The following is a 23333-nucleotide window of genomic DNA, read 5'->3' on the forward strand; positions in this document are numbered from 1 at the left end:
CGCTCACGCCGGGTAGGCGTGGGTCTGCGTCGCCTTCACCGTCGCCCAGACCGGTGCACCGGGGTGCAGGTCCAGCTCCGCCGCCGCGGCGGTGGTGAGGTCCGCGGCGATCGGGAGCGCACCGGTGAGGTCGGCGCGGATCTGGTCGCCGTGGATCTCCAGACCCTCGATCGCGCAGTGCCACAGGTTGCGGGCGCTGGAGCCGGTGGGGCGGTCGCGGTGCAGGGTCACGGCACCCGGCGGGAAGGCGACGAAGACCGGTCCGCTCAGCTCCTCGGCGGTCGTGATCTCCGATCCGGAGTCGAGCCGGACCGTGTGGCCCTCGGCCCGGCCCCGGTAGAGGTTCAGGCCGACGAGCCGGGCGATGTAGTCGGTGCGAGGGTGGCGGGCGATGTCCGAGGGCGTGCCCTCCTGGACGACACGGCCGTGTTCGACGACGACCAGCCGGTCGGCCAGCACCATGGCGTCCAGCGGGTCATGGGTGACCAGCACGGCGACGGCCTCGAACTCCGCCAGGTGCCGGCGGAGCTGGGCTCGGACCTCCAGGCGGGTGCGGGCGTCGAGCGCGGCCAGTGGCTCGTCGAGAAGGAGCAGGCGCGGCAGGGTGGCGAGCGCCCGGGCGAGGGCGACGCGCTGGGCCTGCCCTCCGGACAGGCGGCGCGGCTTGACGCCGGAGTGGCCGGCCAGGCCCATGCGGTCGAGCCAGGCGGCGGCCCGGGTGCGGGCCTCGGCCCGGCCGGCTCCCCGGCAGCGCGGTCCGAAGGCCACGTTGTCCAGGGCCGTCAGATGCGGGAAGAGCAGATAGTCCTGGAAGACGACGCCGACCGGGCGGGACTCGGGCGGAGTGCGGTCCAGCTCCCTGCCGTCCAGCCGCAGATGACCGCCGGAGAGGGGGGCGAGCCCGGCCAGGGCGCGCAGCGCGGTGGTCTTGCCGGCGCCGTTCGGGCCGAGCAGGGCGACGACCTCGCCGGGGGCCGCGGTCAGGGGCACGTCGAGGCGGAACGAGCCGCGGTCGACGATCAGGTGGGCGTCGAGGCCGTCGTCCCGGGCACCGCGCGGGGCCGGAGCGGAGGCGGCGGGGGTGGCGTCGGTCATGAGGCGTTCGTCCAGCGGTCCCGGAGCCCCGCGAGGACCGCGACGGAGACCGCCAGCAGGACCAGGCTCAGGGCGATGGCGGCGGCCGGGTCGTTCTGCAGTGCGAGGTAGACCGCGAGCGGCATGGTCTGCGTACGGCCGGGGAAGTTGCCCGCGAAGGTGATGGTCGCGCCGAACTCGCCCAGCGCGCGGGCCCAGGCCAGGACGGCGCCCGCGGCGACACCCGGGGCGATCAGCGGCAGGGTGACCCGGCGGAAAGCGGTGAAGCGGGAGGCCCCCAGGGTCTGGGCCGCCTCCTCGTAGCGCCGGTCGGCGGCCCGCAGGGTGCCCTCGACGGTGATGACGAGGAACGGCATGGCCACGAACGTCTCCGCGAGGATGACCCCGGCCGTGGTGAACGGCAGGGTGACGCCGAACCAGGCGTCCAGCCACCGGCCGACGATGCCGTTGCGGCCCAGGGCGAGCAGCAGGGCGACGCCGCCGACGACCGGGGGCAGGACGAGCGGCAGCGTCACCAGCGCGCGGACCAGGCCGCGGCCGGGGAAGTCGGTGCGGGCCAGCAGCCAGGCGAGGGGCACACCGACCACGAGGCTCAGCGCGGTCGCGGAGGTCGCGCAGACCAGGGACAGCCGGAGCGCCTGCCACACCTCCGGGCTGGTCAGCTGCTCCGGCAGGCTGCTCCACGGGGCCCGGACCAGCAGGGCGGCCAAGGGGAGCACCAGGAAGGCCAGTCCGGCCAGGGCGGGCAGCAGCAGCGGCAGCGGAACGCCGGTGCGGGGGCGACCGCGCCGCGGGCCGCCCGGGAGGACGGTGGCGGTGCCGGTCGGACGGGGCGGTGTCATGGCGTGCGGAACCCGGTGTCGGTCAGTACCTTCCGGCCGTCGGCGGACCGCACCAGGTCGATGAAGGCGCGGGCCGCCGCGGCGTTGTCCCCGTTCTTCAGCGCGACGATCGGGTAGTCGTTGACGGCCCGCGCCGCTTCGGGGAAGTCCACGCCCGCCACCTTGTCACCCGCGGCCTTCACATCGGTCCGGTAGACGAGGGCCGCGTCCGCCTCCTTGAGCACGACCTTGTTCAGGGCGCCCTTGACGTCCTCCTCGTAGGAGACCGGGGTGAGGCTCACACCGCCGGCGTCCAGGGCCTTCCGCGCGGCGGCCCCGCACGGCACGGACGCGTCGCACAGGACGACCTTGAGGCCCGGCCGGGTCAGGTCCGCGAGGGAGGTGATCCGGTCGGGGTTGCCGGGCAGTGTGGCGATCTCCAGCTGGTTGCGGGCGAAGGTGACCGGAGCGCCGTCGGCGTCCCCCTGGTCCGTCACGACGGACATCGTCCGGGTGCTGGCGGCGGCGAAGACGTCGGCCGGTGCGCCGCCGGTGATGCCGGCGGCCAGGGTGTCGCTGCCGCCGAAGTTGAGGCTGACGTGGGTACCCGGGTGGGCCTTCTCGAACCGCGTGCCCAGTTCGGTGAAGCTCTCCTTCAGGGAGGCGGCCGCGAAGACGGTGACGGTTCCGGACAGCCCCGCCGGTGCCGACGGGCTCCGGGATCCTGCGGCGGCACCGTCCGTCCCCGACGTCCCGGACGAGGCGGAGCAGGCGCTCAGCGCCAGCAGGGCGGCGGCCGACACGGCGGTGGGACCGGTGAGCCGGCGACGGCGGTCGGTTCGGCGCGCGGGACGGGTCGTCACGGGTCCACTCCCTCGGTGCTTCGGGGGAGGGGTCTGCGGGACCCCTCCCGTGCGCCGATCATACTTCCGTAGATGCGAGGTGGAAATCATCTGTCGCATCGCATGAGCCAAGCATGAGGATGTTGTGGGGTCGCATGTGCGTTCCGACAGGGAGCGGGTCTCCGGTCACGCCCTGTCGACGTGGACGTTTGTCGACTTCACGCGCGCCGTGGCCTCCACACCGACCTCCAGCCCCAGCTCCTCCACGGCCTCGCGGGTGAGCAGGGAGACCAGCCGGTGCGGGCCGGCCTGGATCTCCACCTGGGCGGCGACGTCGCCGAGCTTGATCGCGGTGACGATGCCGGGGAAGGCGTTGCGGACCGAGGTGTACCGCGTCTCGTCCCCCTCCCCGCCGATGCCCGTCCGGGCGAGCTCGACGGAGAAGGCGGCGAGGTCCCGCCCGTCGATCAGCCGCCGTCCGCTGTCGTCGCGGTGGGTGGTCATGCGGCCGGCGTCCGCCCAGCGGCGCGCGGTGTCGGGGCTCACGCCGAGCAGCCGTGCTGCCTGGCCGATGGTGTAGGACTGCATGCCGGTCACGATAGGCGCGCGGGAGGCGCTCCCGCCGTCGGGCCCGCCGGGACGGACAGGAGCCGCGGGGCGCGGAGCGAGAGACGGGCACCGCGGGGTGAGGTGGGCGCCGGCGCGGGCGTCCGGTTCGGCATGCGGGGCCATGGACGGAACCCTCGGGCCCGAGGACACTCCGGGTGGCGGGTCGAGCGCATCGGGGTGTCGGCCCCGGCAGGGCCCGTCGGCCCACCGAACCGTTCCCAGCCGGCGCAGGAGGTGCCCGATGAGTACGGCAACCGGGACACGGCGAATGTTCCGCTCCCCGCACCGGCCGTGGGCGACCGGCCCGGCCGCACGCGACCGGTTCGTCCTGGTCGCCGGTCTGTCCGCGCCCTTCGTCGTGGCGCTCGCACTGGTGCCGTTCCGTGATCCTTCCCTACGGACCCACGCCGCGCTGTTCCTGGTCGCGGCCGTCGTCACGGTCGCCATGCTCGGCAGCCGGACCGCGCAGGTGCCGACCGCGCTGTCGGCCGCGGCCTGCTTCGACGTCTTCCACACGCGCCCCTACGGCAGCTTCGACATCTCCGCCCCCGCCGACATCGAGACGACGCTGCTCCTGCTCGCCGTCGGTCTGATGGTCTCCCGGCTCGCGGCCCGGGCCCGGCGCCTGGAGGCGGGAACGGTCACCGGCGCGGACTACCTGGCCCGTCTCCACGGCACCGCCGCGCTCGTGCACACCGCGCGGTCGGCGGACACCGTGGTGGACCACGTGTGCGGGCAGCTGGGCGAGCTGCTCGGCCCGGCCCGCTGCCGCTTCGAGTACGGGACGCTGCTGGGCCGGCCGGCCCGGCTGGAGGCGGACGGCACCGTCACGGTGGGGGGTCTGCCGTGGGACCTGGGCGCGAGGGGCTGGCCGGGGGGCGAGATCGAGCTGCGCGTGTGGGGCAGCGGCCACTACCTCGGGCGCTTCATGCTGACGCCGGGAACGGGGCCCGTGCCGTCGCTCCAGGCCCGGTTGGTGGCGGTGACGCTGGCCGCTCAGACGGGGGCGGCACTGGAGGCGGCCCGCTGAGGGCGCCGCTCGACGAAGCGGCCCGGGTGGGAACCACGCGCCGGAGGGCAGAGAAGGGGCCGGTGCGCGGCATGGCGGCCGCGGGCCGGCCCCGGTGGGGCGGTGGCGGCACGGGTGCCGCCGGGTGGTGCTCAGGCGGCCGTCATCACCTGTCCGGTGCCCAGCGGGCGGTGTGGGGCGATGACCTGGCCGTCCGGCAGGAGCTCACCGGTGTCCTCGAAGAGGAGCACGCCGTTGCACAGCAGGCTCCAGCCCTGCTCCGGGTGGTGCGCCGTGAGGCGGGCGGACTCCCGGTCGGCGGAATCGGCTGTCGGGCACGGTGGCTGGTGCTGGCACATGGGTGGGATCTTTCGCTCTGATGTGATCATGTCCGGGCCCCCGTAGATGACACGTTCGGTTGGAATCCAGTGTTGCCCTACGGGCGTCGATCCGCAGGGATTTCGCAGCACCGCTTCTCACAGAATGATGACGCATCACCCGGCCGGGCGGTTCAATTCAACTCGACTATCACTTTGGGTGGTTGACAGTGGCCCAGAGTGGCCGGAGTACTTGGGGAATTGACCCTCTGAGCGGCCTTCCGCTCGGAGGAGCGCCTGTCGGCGCGCAAGGGGAAAGCGCCCGATCGCGGAAGACGGCCGACGCCGACGGCATCGTGCCCCGCCGCCGCGGACACGCGGCGACGGGGCACGGAGGGAAAGCGGTTGTGGCGCTCCTCAGGCGGGTGACCCGAGCAGCGGGGTGGTCGCCGGGGTCACCCGGTGTGTGAGGATCGGGAGCAGGTCCGCGACACGGTGCGGGCGGTCGGCGGAGATGCCGGGCGGGGCGGGTGCCAGCGGCACCAACAGATCGGTGGCGGCCGGACGGCCGGCCGCGCCGTCGGCGGTGCAGTCGCCGTGCAGCCACAGGGTGAGCATGTACAGGCCGGGCACGGACAGCAGGCGGGGCTGGAAGGGCTGGGTCACGGACTCGGCCTGGTGCAGCGCCCGCTCGGTGGCGGCGACGTAGGGGCCCTCGAAGAAGTGCGAGAAGGTCCAGCCGTCGGGGGTCGGACGGGTCTCCGCCGCGGCCACCGCGCGGTCGCCGCAGCGGATCAGGAACCGCCAGCCGACGAGCCGGGTGGCGGTGGCGCCGTCGGGGGTCGTGTGGTGCAGGACGTGCAGGGGGAGCGGCAGCTCGGGAACTGCGGGGTGCGAGGCCGAGCGCAGGGAGGGGGTCGGTGCCTCACGGACTGCGGTGGGGGAACCGAGTGCCGTGAGGACGGAGCGCAGGGCGGGCGCGGGAGCCGGGGGGACATGCAGCGGCATGGTGGGTCGCCTCTCGTTCGACAGGCATGGCGGCGCGAGTGCGGGGCGGGGGCGGACGACACTGTCAGCTCTCGGGGTCACAGGGGTGAGGCCGGGGTGTGGAACGAGGGGTGTGCGTGCGGCTGCCGTCCGTCACCGGGACGACAGGCGCGTGACCGTGGGCGCCCACCTAGTGCCTTGTGTGCGGAGTTTATACGACACGTGTTCACATGGTGGTTCGGCTAGCCGTTTCGGGCGCTCTCGGCAAGAGGCCATCACGTCGACGATACGCGGGAATCCTCCCGATTTCGAACGGGCCTCACGGCGGTGACCTCGGCAGCTGCGCAGGCAACGGTCGGCCAATTCTCGTCGGCGTTTTTCACGAGATCCCGGTACCGCGAATCCCGCCTTCGCCCCTTGCCCGGTGAATGTGCCTCCGGACTCCGCCCCCAGCGTAGCGGGCGGGGCGCGCGAGCGGGACGTTATCGATCGCATCGGCTGGGCATCATCCCACCTGACCCGGACACCTGACCCGGACACCGGCGGCCGGGCCGCCCCGTCACGAAGGGACGCGTTGCATGGGCGAGAAGGTCGTGGCAGGTCGGTTCGACCTGTCGGATCGCCAGCACTACCGCGAGAAGCTGCGGCAGTGCCTGACGGGGCTGGAGCAGCTCCTGGCCCAGCAGCGGTTCGATCGCCCGAAGAACCTGATGGGGCTGGAGATCGAATTGAATCTGGTGGGCGCCGACGGGCAGCCGAAAATGCTGAACGCGCAAGTACTCGAGCGCATCGCGAGCCAAGATTTCCAAACAGAACTCGCCATGTTCAATCTGGAGGTCAACATCGCTCCGCACCGCCTGGGCGGCCGGGTATTCGATCGGCTCGCCGAGGAACTGCGCACCTCGCTGGCATATGCCGACCGAAAAGCCGGCGAGGTCGACGCGTCGATAGCGATGATCGGCATTCTACCGACGCTCGACCGCGACGATCTGGTCTCGTCCAATCTTTCCGAGGCCGACCGCTACACCCTCCTGAACGACCAGATCGTGGCCGCCCGGGGAGAGGATTTCTCCCTCGACATCGAGGGGGTCGAGCATCTGACCTGCACCTCGCGGTCGATAGCACCTGAAGCCGCGTGCACTTCCGTGCAATTGCACCTCCAGGTCACCCCCGCGCGATTCTCCGACGTGTGGAATGCGGCCCAGGCCGTCGCCGCGGCGCAGATCGCCGTCGGTGCCAACTCGCCCTTCCTGTTCGGCCATGAGCTGTGGCGCGAGTCGCGGCCCCCGCTCTTCCAGCAGTCCACCGACACCCGCCCGCCGGAACTCCAGGCGCAGGGGGTCAGGCCGCGGACCTGGTTCGGGGAGCGGTGGATCACCTCGGCACACGAGCTGTTCGAGGAGAACCTGCGCTACTTCCCCGCGCTCCTGCCGATCTGCGACCCCGAGGACCCCCTGGCGGTCCTCGCGGCCGGCGGCGTGCCGAGGCTCGCCGAACTCGTCCTGCACAACGGCACCATCTACCGCTGGAACCGCCCCGTGTTCGGGATCGCGGACGGGGTGCCGCATCTGCGGGTGGAGAACCGGGTACTGCCGGCCGGCCCCACCGTCACCGACGTCGTCGCCAACGCGGCCTTCTACTACGGCGTCGTCCGTGCCCTCGCCGAGGACGCCCGGCCGGTGTGGACGCGGCTGCCCTTCGAGGCCGCCGCCGCCAACTTCGACGCGGCGTGCCGGTACGGCATCGACGCGCGCCTGGAGTGGCCGCGCCGCGGCCGGCTGGGAGGCACCGCCGAGGTCGACGCGGTGAGCCTCGTCAGGGACGAACTGCTCCCGCTCGCCGAGGCCGGGCTCGACGCATGGGGGGTCGAGACCGCCGACCGGGACCTGTACCTCGGCGTCATCGAGGAGCGCTGCCGACGCCGGACCAACGGCGCCGCCTGGCAGGCCGCCACCTTCCACCGCGCTCTGGAGACCGGGATGACCCGGGACGCCGCCCTGGCGGCGACCACCCGGCGCTACCGCGAGCTGACGAACCTCGGCGATCCGGTCCACACCTGGCCGGTCGGCCTGCCCGAGCCGGTACCTCTGGGGTGATGTCGCGGGCCGCCGCCCGCCCCCCTCCGCATCCCCCGCCCACCCTCTTCGTAGTCTCTTGCGAGGCCCCGCACCGGTGGACGCCGGAACGAGCGGGACTGAGCAACTGGAGGCGGCAGGTGGCGGAGACCTTTCCCGAGCGGCGGCTGACGCGGCGGACGCTGCGTGACGAGACACTGCTGGTTCTCGCGCTCTCGCTGGGCGCCAGCGGGCTGTCGGCGCTGATCAGCTTCATCGGGTCGGCCACCGCGCCGGGTGGTCTGAAGGACCAGGCGGCCACCCTCAACGCCTCGGCCGCGCCCGGCCGTCCGTGGCTCGACCTGGCCTGGCAGCTCTTCGGGATCGCCTCGGCGCTGGTGCCCGTCGCGCTCGTCGCGCACCTGCTGATGCGCGAGGGCGAGAGCCTGCGCACCCTCGGCTTCGACCGCACCCGGCCCTGGCCCGACCTCGGGCGCGGGGCGGCGGTCGCGGCCGTCATCGGCAGTACCGGCATCGCCTTCTATCTCGCCGCCCGCGGCCTCGGGTTCAACCTGACCGTGGTGCCCGAGGCGCTGCCCGACGTGTGGTGGAAATTCCCGGTGCTGATCCTCTCCGCCGTGCAGAACGCCGTCCTGGAGGAGGTCATCGTCGTCGGCTATCTGCTGCGCCGGCTCGGCCAGTTGGGCTGGACTCCGGGTGCCGCGCTGGCCGCCAGCGCTGTCCTGCGCGGCTCCTACCACCTCTACCAGGGCATCGGCGGGTTCATCGGCAACATGGTGATGGGCGTCGTCTTCGTCTGGCTGTACCGGCGGTGGGGGCGGGTCGGGCCGCTCGTCGTGGCGCACTCCCTGCTCGACATCGGAGCCTTCGTGGGGTACGCGGTGCTGGCCGGCCGGGTGGACTGGCTGCCCACGGCCTGACGGCCGTACGCCCCGGCCCGTACCGCCCCTTGGGCCCCGCTCAGGCGAGCAGTTCGCCGTCGATCACGGTGACCGCGCGGCCGCCGAGCAGGGTGCGGTCGCCGCGCAGTTCGGTGCGGACACGGCCGGAGCGGGGCGACGCCTGCAGGCCGGTCAGTTCGGCGCGTCCGAGGCGCTCGGACCAGTAGGGGGCGAGTGCGGTGTGGGCGCTGCCCGTGACCGGGTCCTCGTCGATGCCGAGGCCCGGGAAGAAGCAGCGGGAGACGTAGTCGTAGCCCCGGGCGGGGTCCTCGGCGCGGGCGGTGGCGATGATGCCGCGCGCGGAGTGGCCGGCGAGCGCCTTGTGGTCCGGCGCGAGGGCGCGCACCGTCTTCTCGTCGGCCAGTTCCACCAGCAGGTCGCCGACGTTCGGGCCGGTGTCGTGGGCGGCGCGCGGCTCGGCGCCCAGGGCCTCGGCGACCCCGGCCGGGAGGTCGACCGCGGCGAGCGGGGCGGTGGGGAAGTCGAGGGTGATCGAGCCGTCCTCGCGCGGTGAGGCGATGAGCACCCCGCTGCGGGTGGCGAACCGGACGGTGCCCTCGTGCGCGCCGGTGTCGGCGAGGACGTGAGCCGTGGCGAGCGTGGCGTGGCCGCACAGGGCGACCTCGGCGACGGGTGTGAACCACCGCAGCGCCCAGTCGGCTTCGGCGCCCGCCGGCAGCCGGTGGGCGAAGGCGGTCTCGGCGTGGTTCACCTCCATCGCCACTTTCCGGAGCCGGTCGTCGTCGGGGAAGGCGTCGAGGAGCAGGACGCCGGCCGGGTTGCCGGTGAACGGGCGGTCGGTGAAGGCGTCGACGATTCGGATGCGCATGCCTCCACACGCTAGAGGGGACGCGGAGCACCCGGCCAAGTCCAATGCGCGGGTGGTGGACCGTTTTCGTGACCGGACCGTCGAGCGGTGTGCCCGAGGGGCGAGCCGGTCGGCCCGGCCCGGGCAGCGGGCTGCCGGGCCAGGCCCGCGTTTCCCGTGCACTGAGCCGCCTTCGCGACAGTCCCGTTCTCATGGAGTTCGACCGGTCTCGACGAGGTTCGATCGTTTCCCGGGAGGCTGGTTCGCGGGTCGGCGAAGTCATCGGGGCCGATGTTTCGGGCCCGTGGAGCCGGTGGCCCCGGCCCGCGCGGCGGCTGCCGCCTCCAGCAGGGACCAGCCGTCGATCTCCACCACCCGCCGCACCCCCGGCTGCCACCCGCGGGCCGACGCCGCGTCGAGCAAGGCTCGGACGGCGCCGGGTTCGTGCAGGTTCAGGGAAAGCACCCCGGAGGTGTCCCACGTCTCCGGAGCCCAGGGGAGCCCCGCCCGGGACGTACCGGCCCGGGCCTCCGGTGAAGACGAGGTGCAGTGGGCCACCGGTGCCAGCGGGCTGCGGGTACGACGTGAGGGTCTCGCGGCAGGACCGGCTGCCGTCCCCACGCTCTGGCTGTGACTGTGGCGGAGCGTCCACAGATACGTGCGCCCGTCGGCAACCAGCCGACGGGGCCTCGTCGCATCGCGGGGCACGGGGCCGAGGGTATGCGGCCTGATCCGGTCACCGGACCTCGGCGAGACGTGTCCCGTCTCATTAGATCTTGCAGAGACAGGGCCGCTGACCTGCGGGCTGACAGGTTGAGTCGAGACTCAGGGCAGGTGGAACGGGTCGTCTCGGAAGAGCTGTGGACGGAGTCGAGTGCTCGTCTCACCGATCATGGCGAGGGAGGGCAGCCCTGAGCTGGACTCCGTCAGGATGGTGAGACTCCTGGTCCCGTGATTCGCGGTGAAGGTGGCAGTTTCGGACCAAGTCGATGACCAACTTCGTGGCTGAGAGGTGGCAGCACCAATTCCGTTGAGACCGGTCAGGAAGACGACGACTCGGGTTCGTCCCAGATCCAGCCGGTTTCGGGGAACTGCTTGAACAGGGCGGAGAGCGACATCGCCTGGTGGATGGCGGATGACCAGTCCTGAGCGGAGACGTCGAGCAGGACCAGCGGCGGGGGTGTCTGCCGGAAGTCGTAGGTGAGCATTTCGCGGCTTCCGTCTCCGCCGATGACGACGCTCCCGGGGAAGCGCTTCTGGAACTCGCCGGCCTCATTGACTTCGATGAGCTCCGCGATGGCATTGATCATGAGGAAGTCGTCCGCAGGAAGAATGAACTGGCTCATGCTCCCTTCCGTGGCCAGGAAGTGTCGATAGTCTGCGGGGAATCGGACTCCGAAGTGGCGCTCGGCCTGCACGATCTTGTCGTCGTTCGAACTCATGGGCCCGTTCTATCAAGGCCGGAGCGGCCCTGCCCGCACGAGAGTCTCAGCAGGGAGGAGTTGCTGCGGGGCGATGCCGAGACGGCGTGCTGCCTCGGCCGGCAACTGGGGGTGGTCTCGCCAGTAGGGTGCGGAGAACAGGACGGTGAGAGCGACGGCTTCCGGGTAGGTGGCCAGCTCGATCCGGGCCTCGGAGGGACGGTGGGGATCACCGAACGGGTCCTTGCCCAGCACGTCGAGTCGCCGGTTCCAGCGTTGTCGTAGGGACTCGCCGCTGCTCTCGCTGTTGAACCACCTGGTCAGGCGGTCACGGGCGTCGATGTAGGCCAGGGTGGTGGAGGGATGGACGCCTCGCCGGACGATCCGCTGGTGCCGGAGGTTGGCCCGCAGGACCTCGGGTAGCTGTGTCAGGTCGTGCTGTTCATCGCCGAGGAGCCAGCGGTGATGCCGGTGGCAGACGGCTTCGTGGTGCGGCGTGCTGCGGACGACGAGGCCGTGGATGTGTCGGCGGGCCATGCAGAGGCGGCAGGCCGGGCGACGGCGCGGTTCGACGACCTCCTCGGTGGCGGAGCGAAGGTGCCGGAGCGGGTCGCCGATCGAGCCGAGTGGCGGCATCGCGCGGATCAGGGTGGACGTGCTTCGGCCGGTCAGCGCGGCGAGCCGGGAGAGCCCGTCTGGGGTCCAGTAGCCGACTCGGTTGTCGACGCGGCGGTGTTGGCGCGACGGGCCGATCAGGGAGGAGAGGTAGCCGATGGTGAGGTGGTTGGCGTCGGCGAGGCGGTTCAGGTAGGAGCCGATGGTCTCGTGGTGGGCGGGCGGTGGCGCGAGCGGCAGGGACCGCAGCCCGGTGGTCACGCGATGCGCTTCTCGCTGCGGGTCCGTCGCCGGCGGGCGCGGGGGATGTTCTGCTGTTCCGCGCTCTCGTCCAGGTCGACTCGCTCCAGCGAGGCTTTGGTGATCTTCTCGCTGCCGTCGAGGATGGCGTCCAGGGCGGCCTCGCGGACGAGGTGGGACAGGCTGCCGATCATGCCGCCGGTGCGGTCGTGCAGGTAGGCGCTCAGCTTCAGCAAGGTGCCCGGTCGGTGGGCGTGCAGCCGCAAGGATTCCTCCAGCGTCGCCACGAGTGATCGCCAGGAGTTGCGCTGTTCCTCGGTCTTGTGGCGGAAAGGGCTGGTGGGGATGAGGGTGTAGCGGCTGGCGATCTGGCCGCCTCGGCGTCCGGCGAACAGCCCGGTGCCCTCGACGTCGACGCCGGCCAGGACAAAGGTCGCCGGGATGCGTTCGGACAGGTACTTGATCTGGTCGGATGCCTCGGCACCGACCCGCGTACCGATGTCGAGATTGTGGAGCTCGTCGATGAGTACGAGTCGGCAGCCGAGGGTGCAGAGCAGGTCGCAGACCTTGTTGGTGACCTCGACCTGGCTGAAGCGGGACGGCAGCGGCAGGCCGATGAACCGGGCGAACTCGATGGCCAGCATCTTCGGGGTGGCAGCGGGCGGGACGGTGATGTAGACGACCGGCAACGAGTCCGGCAGGACCTCGCCACGCTGTTGCCCGAGCTGTTCGAAGTTCTTGCCCAGCTGGGTGATGGCGGTGGTCTTCCCGGTCCCGGCGGGTCCCGAGACGATCAGTCCGCGGCGGGCGGAGTGCTGGTGCCGGTTGAGCAGGATGCGTTTGCGGCCGGTCGCGGCGACGTGGCGGATCGTCGGGGTGGAGACGATGACGAGTTGTGCGTGGTAATCCTCCCTGGCCTGGTCGTAGGCGGTCCGTTCTGCTTCGGTGAGCCGTTGCAGGGCCGCCGGCGGCGGGACGGCCGGCGGAGTGGTGCTCTCCGCGACGAAGGCGGCCCAGCCTTCCTTGCTCGTCAGCGGATGGTCGACGTCCCCGGGCTCGAAGAAGTGCGTCATCAGCGGCTTCCGTCGGTGAAGGCGTCGAACACGCCGAAGGGGATGACCTGGGCGATGTCTTCTTCGCCTTCCGGCTCCTCGTCCGTCTCCGGCTCGGGTTCGTGCCGGGCCTGCGGCAGGGCCGGCACGGCTGTCGCCGCTTTGGTGCGGGCGGCGATGCGGCGGTCCGGGCCGTTTCCGGCGAGGGTCAGAAGGTCGTCGATGACGGCGGCGATGGCGTTCTCGTCGGTGTCGTCGGCTCCCTTCGCGGCCAGCACTGCTCTGGCGTGGCGCCAGGTGAAGTCGGCGAACGGCGCGGAGACCGTGCCGAGCCGGGTCCAGGGAACGGTGATCCAGCCTCCGGCCCGGGTGTCGCGTACCCAGACGTGGGAGAGGTCGTAGGGGTCGTGGTGGACCTCCCAGAGGTTGCCCTTGGTGTCCACTCCGGACGGCTGGCGCCGGTAAGGGCCCAGCTCCCGGCAGTCGTAGGTGCGGTAGTCGAGCGTGATGCCGTAGTCGTTGATCTTCCGCCACTCCGCCGGCAGCAGCTCGATGTAGTCGTCACCGCCGAGACAGACCGGCAGGTAGCCGGTGCGGGAGACGAGCATGGCGTAGACCTCGTTCGGCGAGAGGGCCTTGCCCGGCAGGAACGGACTGCGCAGAGAGTCATGCGGGCGGGTCTGCCAACGGGCGACGACCCATTCATGGAAGAGATCGGCGAGTTCCGCGATCGTCCAGACGGCCTGGACGTCGCGGCCGCGCCGGGTGGTGTCGGAGCCGACGTATCCGGCGACGTGCTGGCAGAACAGGGTGTTGATGGACTCGAACGTCCGCTCCACGACGCCCTTGTCCGTCGGCGTGGCCGGCCGCGCGGGCTGGACGGAGATTCCCAGTGAACGGCAGGCCGCGACGAACGTGTCCGAGATGAAGACCTTGCCCCGGTCCACGGTGATCGTGTCCGGGACGATCACCGGACGTGCCGCGGCGTGCTCCAGTCGGGCATCGACACTCATCAACCGGGCGTGCGGGACCAGTGAGGCTGACATTCGCAGGGCGTCCGACCATCCGGGCCGCATCGGTTCCGGCACCATCATGCGTGCCAGCAGCAGCGCGGCGTCCACGGCCTTCGTCCCGGCCGGACGCAGGATCGCCGCGCAGATGGTGCGGGAGGCGACATCCACCGCGATCGTCAACTCGACCCGGCCCGTCACACCGTCGTCCAGGACGGCCAGCACGTCCAGCGGGGTGGTGTCGATCTGCACCACCTCGCCGGGTCGGGCGGCCAGAGTCGGGGTGAACGGCGCCTCCGGACGCCCGGCCAAAGAACGCCGGGTCGTGGCCGCCCCGAAGCTGTGGCGCCCTTCGGACATCGACTTGAGCAGCCGGAAGTACGTTGCCCGCGACGGAAGCGGGACCGTTCCCTCTCCGTGCCGCTCGGCGACCAGCTTCTCGGCCTGCCGAATCACGCGGGTGCGGGTCCCCGTCGACAAATCCTCCTGCGCGGCCAGGGCCTCCAGCACCGCCTCGACCAGTCGCCCGTCCACCCGGCCGGTGCCCGGTGCCATGGACAGCCTGGTGGCCCGCCGGTCCACCAGCCCCCACAACCCCTCGTCCCGCCACTTCGACCTCAACCGGAACAGCGTCCGTTCCGACACCTCGGTGCCCAACGCGGTCAGCTCCGCCGCCTTGGCCACCAGCCGTTCGTTCACGGTCCGCCACTGCGGGTCGTACTCGGGCCGGGGAACCGTCCCCTTCGGCGCATCCGGCGGGAGCCCGGTCTCCGCCTCGATCAGGTGCTTCTCGAAGAACCGGGCCTTACGCAGAGCCACTTCGGGAACCGTGTCCAACAGGCCGAAGGGCGGCAGTCCCGACGTGGGGGCAGTGGAGTCCAGCAGCTCGAACCCGTCCGACGCCATCAGGTGAGCGAACACCACCATGCTCGCGGTGTTGCGCTCGTCGACCAGGCGGACGGTCGTGCCCGACAGGCCCACCACCGTGTGGACCCGGTCATCGAACCGGACCCGGTCACCCACCCGCAGCACACCCCGCGGCCGCTCGTGCTCCGGCATCAACCCTCCACCCGGCAGACCAAGGAGTAATCGCCCAAGGGACGCGACAGATCCGTCCCCAGGCGCCCGCACCACAGCAGATGGAAGACGACAGGCAGCACCCGGATCGGGTCTCCGACCTGAGCGGCTTGGCCCACCAGAGGGCCGGGAACCGCGAAGGCGGCCTCCACCGCCTCCGTCAACCCGGCCCCGCCGAACCGCGGATGGCGGAACCCGGCGAGCCACCGCAGGTTCGCCACCCTCACCCGATCGATCTCTCCGACGAGCCGGTAGTCCCACCCCACCGCCTCGCACGCAGCCTGCGTACCGGCGAACTTGGCCAGGTCCCGCGGCTTGCGCCGACCCTCCGGCCTGCAGTCCACCACGACAGCCGACCCATCGGCCCGCCGCGCGAAGTAGTCCGGCGCGTGCGACAGCCGTCCCCCCTCCGCCGACGTCCAGAACAGCCAGAACGGCTGCGACGAGAACCCGGCGACACACGGATCGAAGTCCATCGAGATCGCGTGATCCCGCTCCAGCCACGACTCGAACCCCACATGCCGCAGCATCGTGGCCGCCCAGTACAAGCCCGGAAAGTGCCGCTGCCCCCGGTACGACGGAAACTCCCGCACCGGAACGACCTCCTCGAAGGCCACCTCGACCACGTTCCCCAGCGGCCAGCGCACTTCCACGCCCTCCCGGAGCCAGGCCACGGCGAAACCGGCCGCCCTGTCCCTACCGCTCAGCGGCTCCCCCTCATCGTCCACACCAGGACGATGTCCACTGGATTGCGACAAGCCACATGCAACGAGACAAGAGCCACCCCAAAGCGGGACACCGTCTCACTCAAACCTGTCTCGGCCCCTGCCCCGCAAAGTCGGCACACAGATCAATGCGACCAGCCACAGTTCGATGCGACGGGACAGAGACGAACAGGACGGCCGTCGGACTTCGGTGAGACCGGTCAAGGCCCGATGAGACAGGACGGCGACGGTCCGTGAGGGTTGTCAGTCGATAGGTTCCGATATATCGTTGAGGCATCGCGACAGATCAACGATGGAATGGAGTGGTTGCGATGCGTACCCATGGATTCGGTTACGAGCGCGGACACGGCGGCCCCGGGCAGTACGGCCGGGACGGCTTCGAGGGGCGGCGCGGTGCCTTCGGGCCGTTCGGGCCGGGCGGTCCCGGCTTCGGCGGTCCGGGCTTCGGGCCGGGCGGCCCCTGGGGTCCCCGAGGGCGCGGCGGGCCGCGCGGAAGGGCGCGGAGGGGAGACGTACGGGCGTCGATCCTGGCGCTCCTCAAGGACCGGCCGATGCACGGCTACGAGATGATCCAGGAGATCGCCGAGCGCAGCGGCGGTGCGTGGAAGCCGAGCCCCGGCTCGGTGTACCCCACCCTCCAGTTGTTGGAGGACGAGGGCCTGATCGTCAGTGAGACCGAGGGCGGCAAGAAGCTGTTCTCGCTCACCGAGGCGGGCCGGACCGCCGCCGACGAGGGGCCCGAGGCGCCCTGGGAGGAGGCCTCTCGCGGAATCGACTGGGAGGCCCTGCACGACGTCCGCCAGGCCGGCTTCGGGCTGATGGAGGCCTTCGGGCAGGTCTGGAAGACCGGCAGCAAGGAGCAGCGTGAGAAGGCCCTGGCCGTGATCGGCGAGGCCCGCAAGAAGCTGTACCTGATCCTCGCCGACGAGGATTGAGCCCCCACCCGTCACAGGGCGCCCCGCGGAACCGTCCGCGGGGCGCCCTCGTCGTGCTGCGACGGGGACCACGGGGGCCCGGCCCGCGGGGGCGGCCGGGGCGCGCCCCGCGGACGGCGCTCGCCGGGCCGTGCTCGGACCACCTGCCGCAGCTCCGCGGCGTCGAACACGTCGCACGCCCGGGGGAGGGCGCTCTCGTCGTGGTGGTGTCACGCCTGCCGGAACAGTTCGGCGAGCCGTACGTCCTCGGAGGCGTACACCCGGTACGCGTACTGTCTGCCGTCCACGGCGGGCGACGCCATCAGCCGGCAGCTGCTCCCCAGGTCCGAGGGGGACGTGCGGGCGGCGCATGCCGGCCTCCCCGGCGGCGCGTGTCAGGGCGGTGGCCGCCCTCCGTGGCGGGGGGCGACCTCCTCCGCAAGGAGGAGACGAGGGGACCGCTGTGCACTCGGCGTGGGACGTGGAAATGGGTCTCTCCGGGGATGTGCGGTCCCGATGCGTCTGATGAGGTGTTCCTGTGCAACCCCGTACTCCCCGGCAGCCCGCCCGTGACCAGGCCGTCCGGCACCGTGTCGACGAGGACGCCGGGCTGGGCCCCGAACTCGCGGCGGTGGTGGCCGGTGCGCGGCGCCGGGCCGTGAGGGACGGCGACCGGCAGGTCGACACCGCCCATCTGCTGCACTCCCTGCTGGAGGCGGACCCGGACGTCCGGGCAGCCGTCGGAGGCCCGGCGCAGATCGCCCGTCTCCTCGGCTATCTCGTGCAGCGCAGCATCGGCTACGGGCTGCGCTGGCAGGGCAGTGTCGAGGACTCCGGCTCGGTCCCCGTGGTGACGTCGGCCGAGGGCTTCTCCCCGCTCGCCGCGGGCGCGCTGGAGCACGCCTGCGCGCGCGCCCGTGGGCGCGGCGGACCGCCCCGGGGCGCCGACCTGCTCGCGGCCGTGGTGAGCGACCCCGGTGCCCGGGCCGTCGAGGTGCTCGGTGCCGCGGGCATCGAGGCCGGTCGGGTGTCCGCCCGTATCGGACGTCGCGTGGAGGGGCGCGCCGCCGGGGGCGAGGAGCCGCGCTGAGGGCCCCGGTCCCAGGTCGAGTCCTGGCGCGGGCCTGACCGGGCAGACAGGTCGGCCCCTGTCGCGAGGCGGTCGCGCGGCCCGGGGCGAGTCGTAGGGCCGGCGGGGTGGGGCAGGCGGGGTGGGGCAGGCGCGGGCGAGCGCTGCCGAGCGGGGAGGCGCTCCGTCGCAGCGCAGGGCCGGGCGGTTCGGGCCGATCGGGAAGCGGCGGCACGGTGCCGGGTGCCGGCGCCGCGTCGGCCCCGGGCTGGAGGAGAAGCGTCCGGTGACGGTGTCGGGCCGGGCGCCCCTGCCGACGGGCGGGACCGTTTGACCGTCCAGCCCGTGAGACAGGTGTCATCAAGGGTGACGCTCCTGTCGTCGGCTGTCATCATGAGCCGGTGCATACGTCTGGAAGCAGTCAGGGCCACCGCGGGAAGGGCCTCGGTCTCTCCCTCGCGCTCGCGTCGGCACTCGCCTTCGGTGGATCCGGCGTGGCGGCCAAGCCGTTGATCGAGGCGGGGCTCGACCCGCTGCACGTGGTGTGGCTGCGCGTCGCGGGGGCGGCCCTGGTGATGCTGCCGCTGGCCGTGCGCCACCGCGCGCTGCCGCGTCGGCGGCCCGCGTTGCTCGCCGGGTTCGGTCTGCTGGCTGTGGCGGGGGTCCAGGCCTGCTACTTCGCCGCGCTCTCGCGCATCCCCGTCGGCGTCGCGCTGCTGGTGGAGTACCTCGCGCCCGCGCTGGTGCTGGGCTGGGTGCGCTTCGTGCAGCGGCGGCCTGTCACGCGTGCCGCGGCCGTCGGCGTCGTGCTCGCCGTCGGCGGACTGGCCTGCGTGGTCGAGGTGTGGTCGGGCCTGAGCTTCGACGCCCTCGGGCTGCTGCTCGCCCTCGGCGCCGCCTGCTGCCAGGTCGGCTACTTCGTGCTCTCCGACCACGGCGGCGATTCCGGCGACGACGCCCCCGACCCCCTCGGCGTCATCGCCTACGGCCTGCTCGTCGGCGCCGCCGTGCTGACCGTCCTGGCCCGCCCCTGGGACATGGACTGGTCGGTGCTCGCCGGCGGTGCGCTCATGAACGGCACCCCCGTCGCGGCCTGGTTGCTGCTGGGCTGGATCGTGCTGATCGCCACCGTCGTCGCCTATGTGACCGGTGTCGTGTCGGTGCGCCGGCTCTCCCCGCAGATCGCGGGCGTCGTGGCGTGTCTGGAGGCCGTCGTCGCGACCGTGCTGGCCTGGGTCCTGCTCGGCGAGCACCTGTCCGCGCCGCAACTCGTCGGCGGCGCCGTGGTCCTCGTGGGGGCGTTCATCGCCCAGTCCTCGGCGCCCGCGAAGAGTTCCGCGGAGCCGGTGGCGAGCGGCGGCGGCCCCGAAAGGGAATTGTCGACCCGGGGGACGGCCGCCTAAGGTGCCGGTCATGCATTCGGACGCGCTCGTTCTGCCGCCGCCGGCCGCCTGAGGCGGGCCCTCCGGTGATGTACGCCCGGCGCGGGTCGCCGGGCCGAACGGTGCTGCCCGCAGAAGAAGCCCGCGGATCCCGCCGCCGCTCCGGCTGGTGGGGGTCCTACCTCCTTCCGAGCTTCTGCGGAGAGAACACGTGTCCCTTCCTGCTTCCGGTCCTGCTTCCGGTCATGTCGCCGGTTCTGCTACCGGTGCCGTCTCCGGCCTGCCCGTCGGGCGAGGCCTGTTGTGTCTGATCGTCGCCGGCGTCGCCTGGGGCACTGCGGGCGCCGCCGCGTCACTGGTCTACCGCGCCAGTGACCTGGGCCCCGTCGCCCTGTCCTTCTGGCGCTGCGCCGCCGGACTCGTCCTGCTGCTCGCCGCGAGGCTGCTGCGTCCGGGAACCCGGGGTTCCGTCGAGCCGGGGCCGCTCGGCCGCCGTGTGGGGCGGGCCGTGGCCACCGGCGTGGGACTCGCGGTGTTCCAGACGACGTACTTCGCCGCGGTCGCCGCGACCGGGCTGGCCGTGGCCACCGTGGTCACGCTCGGCGCCGGTCCCGTCCTGATCGCGTTCGGCGCCCGGCTCACCCTGGGGGAGCGGCTCGGCTCGGGCGGGACCACCGCCGTCGCCGGCGCGCTGGCCGGGCTGGCGGTCCTCGTCCTCGGCGGCGGGGGGACGACCGTACGGCCCTGGGGCGTGCTGCTCGCGCTGGCGTCCGCCGCCGGGTACAGCGCGATGACGCTGCTGACCCGTCACTGGGGGCGTGCGGGAGGCGCCGACGCCTCCGCCACGACCGTGTCGGCGTTCGCCGTGAGCAGCATGTGCCTGCTGCCGTTCGCCCTCGCCGAGGGACTGGTGCCGCACACGGTCGATCCGGTGCGCACCGTGGTGCTGCTCGCCTACATCGCCGCCGTGCCCACCGCCCTGGCCTATGCGCTCTACTTCGCGGGCGCGGCCGTGGTCCGGTCGGCGACCGTGTCCGTGGTCATGCTGCTGGAGCCGGTCGCCGCGGCCGTACTCGCCGTGGCCGTCCTCGGGGAACGGCTCACGGCCGCCACCTGCCTCGGCACGCTGCTGCTGCTGGGCTCGGTGACCGGGCTGGCGTTGGCGGAGGCCCGGGCGACCGTACCGGCCTGACACGGGGAGCCGTGCACAGCCCGGCCCGCCGGCTGCGCGTGCCGCACCGGCCGGGCGGGGCGCGGCGGGAGTGTCTGCCCGCGGCGGGGCGGTACGCGGCCGGAAACGTCCGCTCCGGCTCCCGCCGCGGCCGCCGAGGGGCCCGCCCGGCAGCACCGGTCGGACGGGTGCCGCCGGCGCCGGCCGACGGCGTCCGGGGCCCGCGTGCCGGACCCGTGCGGACGGGACGGACGTGCGGGGGCACGGCGCGGGCCGGTGGGTCCGCGCGGTGCGGGGGCGGACGGCGCGTTCGAGCGCTGCGGGGCAGGCGTGGTCGACGTCGGCGGGCGCCCCGGTCAGGGGGAGCGCCGGCGCAGCAGGTGGTCCCGTGCCGCCGCGTCCCTCGGACCGCCCCGGGCGGCCAGGCCGGCCGCGATCCGGTCCTGCGTCTCGGCCGGACGGTGTCCGCCGTACTTGAACTTGCCCCGTACGCCGGTCACTTCCAGCCGCAGCCCGCGAATGCCCGACAGCTTCCGCCCGTACGGCTCCTCGCCCGCCGCCGCCCGCGCCGAGCCGCCCTCCGGCTGGAAGTGGCGGAGCTGGCGGTTGAGCAGGTCGGCCTTGTCCGCCGGGTCGTCCACGACGTGGGCGCGGCAGCGCAGTTGCACGGCCGCGTAGAAACTGGTGGGCGTGCCGTGTTCGGCCGGGCCGTCCGACGGGGCCTGCCATGGGCCGGGGACGTACACGTAGTCGTCGACCACGCTCAGCACCACGACCGGGTCCGCCTCCAGCGCCGCCCACAGGGGGTTGGGTCGGGCGAGGTGGGTGACGGCCTCGGCGCGGTCGGCGTCGTAGGCGAAGTGGAGCGGCTGGACGAACGGCGGCTCGCCCGCCGGGCCGTTGGCGGCGAGTTGGCCGAAGTCGCGGACGGCGAGCCAGTCCCGCCACTCGGCGTCGTCGAGGGGCGCGTCCCAGGGATGGATCAGCATCACAGGGCCGCCAGGTAGCCGGGCAGAGGGGTGGCCGGACGGAGCAGCGGGTCGGCGACGGGGTCGTCGTAGCCCTTGCGCAGCGGGACGACGCCGGCCCAGTGCGGCAGGGCGAGGTCCTCGGGCTCGTCGTTGGCGCCTCCGGTGCGCAGCTTGGCGGAGACCTCGTCGAGGTCGAGGCGTATCACGGCGGTGGCGGCCAGTTCCTTCCGGTTGGCCGGCCGGGAGTCCTCCGCACGGCCCGGTACGACGTGGTCGACCAGGGCGTCCAGCGCGAGCCGCTTCTCGTCGGGGTCGGTCACGTCGTGGGCGACGCCGTGCACCACCACCGAGCGGTAGTTGATCGAGTGGTGGAAGGCCGAGCGGGCCAGGACCAGGGCGTCGACGTGCGTGACCGTCAGGCAGACCGGGAGGCCGTCCTCGGCCGTGCCCGTCATCCGCAGCGGGCGCGATCCCGTCGAGCCGTGGACGTAGAGCCGGTCGCCGACCCGGCCGTAGAGCGTCGGCAGCACCACGGGGGCGCCGTCGCGGACGAAGCCGAGGTGGCAGACGTACGCCTCGTCGAGGATCGCGTGCACCAGCTCCCTGTCGTACCCGGCGCGATCGGCGGCGCGGGTGGGCACGGTGCGGTCGGTGGGGGTGTAGGTGGCGGGTGCCGTCGTCTTCGGGGTCCCCTGCATGGCGCTCTCCCTGGCGTCTTCTGTTGCACTAGTGCATAATCTGCTTTGTGCTAGGAGAATATCCGATCAAAGGTCGGCGTGCAGCGGAGATCGCCGCCGACGTCGAGCGCGCGGTCGCCGACGGTGGGCTGACACCCGGTGAACTGCTGCCACCCATGAGGGAGCTGGCCGTCCGCCTGGGGGTGAACCCGAACACGGTCGCGGCGGCCTACCGCACCCTGCGCGAACGCGGCGTCATCGAGACCGCCGGGCGCCGCGGCAGCCGGGTGCGTCCCAAGCCGGCGACGACGGGCCGCGAGTACATCGCGGTGGAGGTCGCCGAGGGCGTGCGGGACGTCTCCACCGGCAACCCGGACCCGGCTCTCCTGCCACCGCTGGGCCCCGCGTTCGCCGAGGCGGCCGGACAGGGTGACCGGGAGCCGGTTCTCTACGGAGCCGCGGCCGTGGATCCGGAGCTCGCCGGGCGGGCCCGGGCGGAGCTGGACGCCGACGGGGTGCAGGACGGGCCCCTGGCCGTCACCTCCGGCTCGCTGGACGCCATCGAGCGGGTCCTCGCCGCACACCTCAGGCCGGGGGACACCGTCGCCGTGGAGGATCCCGGCTGGGGGAGCCTGCTCGACCTCGTCCCGGCGCTCGGCCTGCGCACAGCCGCCGTCGGCGTCGACGACGAGGGGCCGCTGCCCGAGGACGTGCGGCGCGCCCTTGCCGGCGGGGCCCGCGCGCTCGTCGTCACCGACCGGGCGCAGAACCCGACCGGCGCCGCCGTGAGCGCCGCACGCGCGCGTGCCCTGCGCGCGGTGCTGCGCGACCACCCGGACGTCCTGCTCGTCGAGGACGACCACGGTCACCGCATCGTCGACGTCCCTCTCCATCCGCTCGCGGGCACCACCCGCAACTGGGCCATGGTCCGCTCGGTGGCCAAGGCCTACGGGCCCGACCTGCGCCTCGCCGTGCTCACCGGGGACGACGTCACCCTCGACCGGGTGCGCGGACGGCAGCGGCTCGGCCCCGGCTGGGTCAGCCGGATCACCCAGCGGGCCGTGGCCCGGCTGTGGGCCGAGGAGGCCGTGGACGTGGGGGCGGTCGCCGGGGCCTACGGCAGACGCCGGGAGGCGCTGATCGACGCGCTGGCCCGGCGCGGGGTCGCGGCGCACGGCCGCAGCGGGATGAACGTGTGGATCCCCGTCCCCGACGAGACCGGTGCCGTCGCCCGGCTCCTCCAGGCGGGGTGGGCGGTCGCGCCCGGAGCCCGCTTCCGGATCGGCGCGCCGCCCGGGATCCGGGTCACCGTCGCCACCCTGCCGGCCGCCGAGGCCGAGTCGCTGGCGGAGGCGATCGCCGCCGCGCTGGGCCCGGGCGCCGAGCGCAGCACCGTCTAGCGGTCGCGGCCCGGTGCCGGCTGTGCGGCGGTCGGGGCGGAGGCGGAGCGTGCGGTGGTCGCGTGGAGGCCGTCACGGCGGTCGAGGCGGGTTGCCGGTCGTGCG

The 23333-nt window shown here is 72.9% G+C and carries 24 protein-coding genes; 9 read left to right on the forward strand and 15 right to left on the reverse strand.

Features of this window, described 5'->3' with window-relative positions; translation table 11 throughout:
* Positions 1–3 precede the first annotated feature (3 nt).
* From JS756_RS23545 to JS756_RS23560, 4 genes are all read right to left on the reverse strand, one after another.
* Positions 4–1095, reverse strand: coding sequence for an ABC transporter ATP-binding protein (locus tag JS756_RS23545; RefSeq protein ID WP_205385177.1), 1092 nt, complete (start codon positions 1093–1095; stop codon positions 4–6).
* Positions 1092–1937 (reverse strand): ABC transporter permease, encoded by an 846-nt coding sequence (locus JS756_RS23550; RefSeq protein WP_205385178.1) that lies wholly within the window; start codon positions 1935–1937, stop codon positions 1092–1094. The genes JS756_RS23545 and JS756_RS23550 overlap by 4 nt, the downstream gene beginning before the upstream one ends.
* On the reverse strand, positions 1934–2779 hold the full coding sequence (modA, locus tag JS756_RS23555) for a molybdate ABC transporter substrate-binding protein (RefSeq protein ID WP_307790955.1): 846 nt from the start codon (positions 2777–2779) through the stop codon (positions 1934–1936). The genes JS756_RS23550 and modA overlap by 4 nt, the downstream gene beginning before the upstream one ends.
* Before the next feature lie 165 nt (positions 2780–2944).
* Positions 2945–3346: a TOBE domain-containing protein gene (locus tag JS756_RS23560; RefSeq protein WP_205385180.1), complete on the reverse strand. Its 402-nt coding sequence runs from the start codon at positions 3344–3346 to the stop codon at positions 2945–2947.
* 262 nt (positions 3347–3608) lie between these two features.
* Here JS756_RS23560 and JS756_RS23565 point away from each other — a divergent pair, with 262 nt between their 5' ends.
* Positions 3609–4397 (forward strand): DUF4118 domain-containing protein, encoded by a 789-nt coding sequence (locus JS756_RS23565; RefSeq protein ID WP_240204247.1) that lies wholly within the window; start codon positions 3609–3611, stop codon positions 4395–4397.
* Positions 4398–4528: 131 nt separating this feature from the next.
* Here JS756_RS23565 and JS756_RS23570 read toward each other — a convergent pair whose 3' ends face one another.
* Together JS756_RS23570 and JS756_RS23575 are read right to left on the reverse strand one after the other, a co-directional pair.
* Positions 4529–4735, reverse strand: coding sequence for a DUF5999 family protein (locus JS756_RS23570; protein ID WP_205385181.1), 207 nt, complete (start codon positions 4733–4735; stop codon positions 4529–4531).
* A gap of 375 nt (positions 4736–5110) precedes the next feature.
* Positions 5111–5701 carry a hypothetical protein gene (locus tag JS756_RS23575; RefSeq protein WP_205385182.1) on the reverse strand — a complete coding sequence of 197 codons (591 nt, stop codon included), beginning with the start codon at positions 5699–5701 and terminating at the stop codon, positions 5111–5113.
* Between the two features lie 557 nt (positions 5702–6258).
* On the opposite strand from JS756_RS23575, the gene JS756_RS23580 reads away from it, so the two are divergent.
* On the forward strand, positions 6259–7776 hold the full coding sequence (locus tag JS756_RS23580; RefSeq protein WP_205385183.1) for a glutamate-cysteine ligase family protein: 1518 nt from the start codon (positions 6259–6261) through the stop codon (positions 7774–7776).
* A gap of 119 nt (positions 7777–7895) precedes the next feature.
* Positions 7896–8675, forward strand: a complete 780-nt coding sequence (locus JS756_RS23585) for a CPBP family intramembrane glutamic endopeptidase (RefSeq protein ID WP_205385184.1) — start codon at positions 7896–7898, stop codon at positions 8673–8675.
* Positions 8676–8715: 40 nt separating this feature from the next.
* Here the strand turns inward: JS756_RS23585 and JS756_RS23590 are convergent, their stop codons facing one another.
* Together JS756_RS23590 and JS756_RS36915 are read right to left on the reverse strand one after the other, a co-directional pair.
* Positions 8716–9525 carry a PhzF family phenazine biosynthesis protein gene (locus JS756_RS23590; RefSeq protein WP_205385185.1) on the reverse strand — a complete coding sequence of 270 codons (810 nt, stop codon included), beginning with the start codon at positions 9523–9525 and terminating at the stop codon, positions 8716–8718.
* 258 nt (positions 9526–9783) lie between these two features.
* Positions 9784–9969: a hypothetical protein gene (locus JS756_RS36915; protein WP_240204248.1), complete on the reverse strand. Its 186-nt coding sequence runs from the start codon at positions 9967–9969 to the stop codon at positions 9784–9786.
* A 7-nt stretch (positions 9970–9976) separates the two neighbouring features.
* Between JS756_RS36915 and JS756_RS36920 the strand changes: the two genes are divergently transcribed.
* On the forward strand, positions 9977–10138 hold the full coding sequence (locus JS756_RS36920; RefSeq protein WP_240204249.1) for a hypothetical protein: 162 nt from the start codon (positions 9977–9979) through the stop codon (positions 10136–10138).
* 406 nt (positions 10139–10544) lie between these two features.
* On the opposite strand, the gene JS756_RS23600 is transcribed toward JS756_RS36920, so the two are convergent.
* The 5 genes from JS756_RS23600 to JS756_RS23620 are packed head-to-tail and all read right to left on the reverse strand — an operon-like array spanning position 10545 to position 15647.
* The gene (locus JS756_RS23600) at positions 10545–10946 is read right to left on the reverse strand and encodes an SMI1/KNR4 family protein (protein WP_073224367.1); all 402 of its coding nucleotides are present in this window, start codon (positions 10944–10946) and stop codon (positions 10545–10547) included.
* A gap of 12 nt (positions 10947–10958) precedes the next feature.
* Positions 10959–11801, reverse strand: coding sequence for a TniQ family protein (locus tag JS756_RS23605; protein ID WP_205385186.1), 843 nt, complete (start codon positions 11799–11801; stop codon positions 10959–10961).
* Positions 11798–12853 (reverse strand): TniB family NTP-binding protein, encoded by a 1056-nt coding sequence (locus tag JS756_RS23610; RefSeq protein ID WP_205385187.1) that lies wholly within the window; start codon positions 12851–12853, stop codon positions 11798–11800. Before JS756_RS23610 ends, JS756_RS23605 begins: the two co-directional genes overlap by 4 nt.
* Positions 12853–14901, reverse strand: coding sequence for a TnsB C-terminal domain-containing protein (locus JS756_RS23615; protein WP_205385188.1), 2049 nt, complete (start codon positions 14899–14901; stop codon positions 12853–12855). The genes JS756_RS23610 and JS756_RS23615 overlap by 1 nt, the downstream gene beginning before the upstream one ends.
* A complete protein-coding gene (locus tag JS756_RS23620; RefSeq protein ID WP_205385189.1) occupies positions 14901–15647 on the reverse strand; it encodes a TnsA-like heteromeric transposase endonuclease subunit in 747 nt (248 codons plus the stop codon). Before JS756_RS23620 ends, JS756_RS23615 begins: the two co-directional genes overlap by 1 nt.
* A 308-nt stretch (positions 15648–15955) precedes the next feature.
* Here JS756_RS23620 and JS756_RS23625 point away from each other — a divergent pair, with 308 nt between their 5' ends.
* From JS756_RS23625 to JS756_RS23640, 4 genes are all read left to right on the forward strand, one after another.
* Positions 15956–16579, forward strand: a complete 624-nt coding sequence (locus JS756_RS23625; RefSeq protein ID WP_205385190.1) for a PadR family transcriptional regulator — start codon at positions 15956–15958, stop codon at positions 16577–16579.
* Positions 16580–17096: 517 nt separating this feature from the next.
* Positions 17097–17648, forward strand: a complete 552-nt coding sequence (locus JS756_RS23630; protein WP_205385191.1) for a Clp protease N-terminal domain-containing protein — start codon at positions 17097–17099, stop codon at positions 17646–17648.
* Between the two features lie 380 nt (positions 17649–18028).
* Complete coding sequence (locus JS756_RS23635; protein WP_205385192.1) at positions 18029–19030, forward strand: EamA family transporter; 1002 nt, start codon at positions 18029–18031, stop codon at positions 19028–19030.
* Positions 19031–19220: 190 nt separating this feature from the next.
* Entirely contained in the window at positions 19221–20201 is a 981-nt protein-coding gene (locus tag JS756_RS23640; RefSeq protein ID WP_205385193.1) for a DMT family transporter, read from the forward strand.
* A gap of 335 nt (positions 20202–20536) precedes the next feature.
* Here JS756_RS23640 and JS756_RS23645 read toward each other — a convergent pair whose 3' ends face one another.
* Both JS756_RS23645 and JS756_RS23650 read right to left on the reverse strand, forming a co-directional pair.
* A complete protein-coding gene (locus tag JS756_RS23645) occupies positions 20537–21169 on the reverse strand; it encodes an FMN-binding negative transcriptional regulator (RefSeq protein ID WP_205385194.1) in 633 nt (210 codons plus the stop codon).
* Positions 21169–21849: a pyridoxamine 5'-phosphate oxidase family protein gene (locus tag JS756_RS23650; RefSeq protein ID WP_205385195.1), complete on the reverse strand. Its 681-nt coding sequence runs from the start codon at positions 21847–21849 to the stop codon at positions 21169–21171. Before JS756_RS23650 ends, JS756_RS23645 begins: the two co-directional genes overlap by 1 nt.
* Positions 21850–21896: 47 nt before the next feature.
* Here JS756_RS23650 and JS756_RS23655 point away from each other — a divergent pair, with 47 nt between their 5' ends.
* Positions 21897–23228 carry an aminotransferase class I/II-fold pyridoxal phosphate-dependent enzyme gene (locus tag JS756_RS23655; protein WP_205385196.1) on the forward strand — a complete coding sequence of 444 codons (1332 nt, stop codon included), beginning with the start codon at positions 21897–21899 and terminating at the stop codon, positions 23226–23228.
* Positions 23229–23333: the final 105 nt, after the last annotated feature.

This window comes from Streptomyces actuosus (genome assembly GCF_016921115.1).
GTDB lineage: Bacteria > Actinomycetota > Actinomycetes > Streptomycetales > Streptomycetaceae > Streptomyces > Streptomyces actuosus_A.

Excerpts from the sequence above, each read along its gene's own strand:
- JS756_RS23545 (WP_205385177.1), bottom strand. The coding sequence starts at position 1,095 with ATGACCGACGCCACCCCCGCCGCCTCCGCTCCGGCCCCGCGCGGTGCC.
- JS756_RS23550 (WP_205385178.1), bottom strand. The coding sequence starts at position 1,937 with ATGACACCGCCCCGTCCGACCGGCACCGCCACCGTCCTCCCGGGCGGC.
- JS756_RS23560 (WP_205385180.1), bottom strand. The coding sequence starts at position 3,346 with ATGCAGTCCTACACCATCGGCCAGGCAGCACGGCTGCTCGGCGTGAGC.
- JS756_RS23565 (WP_240204247.1), top strand. The coding sequence starts at position 3,609 with ATGAGTACGGCAACCGGGACACGGCGAATGTTCCGCTCCCCGCACCGG.
- JS756_RS23570 (WP_205385181.1), bottom strand. The coding sequence starts at position 4,735 with ATGTGCCAGCACCAGCCACCGTGCCCGACAGCCGATTCCGCCGACCGG.
- JS756_RS23575 (WP_205385182.1), bottom strand. The coding sequence starts at position 5,701 with ATGCCGCTGCATGTCCCCCCGGCTCCCGCGCCCGCCCTGCGCTCCGTC.
- JS756_RS23580 (WP_205385183.1), top strand. The coding sequence starts at position 6,259 with ATGGGCGAGAAGGTCGTGGCAGGTCGGTTCGACCTGTCGGATCGCCAG.
- JS756_RS23590 (WP_205385185.1), bottom strand. The coding sequence starts at position 9,525 with ATGCGCATCCGAATCGTCGACGCCTTCACCGACCGCCCGTTCACCGGC.
- JS756_RS23600 (WP_073224367.1), bottom strand. The coding sequence starts at position 10,946 with ATGAGTTCGAACGACGACAAGATCGTGCAGGCCGAGCGCCACTTCGGA.
- JS756_RS23610 (WP_205385187.1), bottom strand. The coding sequence starts at position 12,853 with ATGACGCACTTCTTCGAGCCCGGGGACGTCGACCATCCGCTGACGAGC.
- JS756_RS23615 (WP_205385188.1), bottom strand. The coding sequence starts at position 14,901 with ATGCCGGAGCACGAGCGGCCGCGGGGTGTGCTGCGGGTGGGTGACCGG.
- JS756_RS23625 (WP_205385190.1), top strand. The coding sequence starts at position 15,956 with ATGCGTACCCATGGATTCGGTTACGAGCGCGGACACGGCGGCCCCGGG.
- JS756_RS23645 (WP_205385194.1), bottom strand. The coding sequence starts at position 21,169 with ATGCTGATCCATCCCTGGGACGCGCCCCTCGACGACGCCGAGTGGCGG.
- JS756_RS23650 (WP_205385195.1), bottom strand. The coding sequence starts at position 21,849 with ATGCAGGGGACCCCGAAGACGACGGCACCCGCCACCTACACCCCCACC.